General features: G+C 40.4%; 1 protein-coding gene. It reads right to left on the bottom strand.

The genetic code is table 11. The features are described from left to right. Window positions 1-617: transposase (locus tag ACFSR0_RS05745; RefSeq protein WP_379980796.1), on the bottom strand; the 617-nt coding region annotated here is incomplete at both ends.

Raw genomic sequence — 617 nt, 5'->3', positions numbered from 1 at the left:
ATAGCTTTGTCGTAGTTGGTTATCTATAGAGAGTAGGTAATCAAGCACCTCTGACTCCGTCATGTATTTCCCTTGGAAGAGGGGAAATTGCTTAAAAGAGGTGTAGTTTAGTTTCGTATTTTTCTTTAGGATTGTTCGCCAATATTTTTTCAGCTTTCGGTAATCTTTTTGCGCTTGTGGATCGCTTTTCTTTAGCTGCTTCATTGTCTGAATTCGTTGGGTATTAAATGCACGCGTCATTTGTTGGATGATGTGGAAGCGATCGATAGAGAGTCGTGCATTGGGAAAGACTTCTTTCGTCACTGCATCGTAAGAGGCATTCATATCCATCACGATGTGTGTCACACGTTTCCTGGCTTTTAAGGGAAACCGTTGGAAGTATGCTCGTAACTTGAATTTGCGCCGATCATCTAAGATATCAAAGATTTTGCCAGTATCAGCATCACTAAGAATAAAGCACATAGCTCCTTCACAATCACGCGTTCCTTTGAATTCATCGATTATAAGATGCTTGGGAAGAGAATTGATTTTTTTACGTGGCTCTTCAAAGAAGCTGTCTAAGACGCGCTCAACGGTTTTTGTGGAAACAAAATACCGCTGTGCAATATCCTTCATTA

The organism is Enterococcus camelliae, from assembly GCF_042685105.1.
GTDB lineage: Bacteria > Bacillota > Bacilli > Lactobacillales > Enterococcaceae > Enterococcus_G > Enterococcus_G camelliae.
Note: the sequence above shows the minus strand (reverse complement) of the source record. Positions and strands in the feature narration are given on the sequence as shown.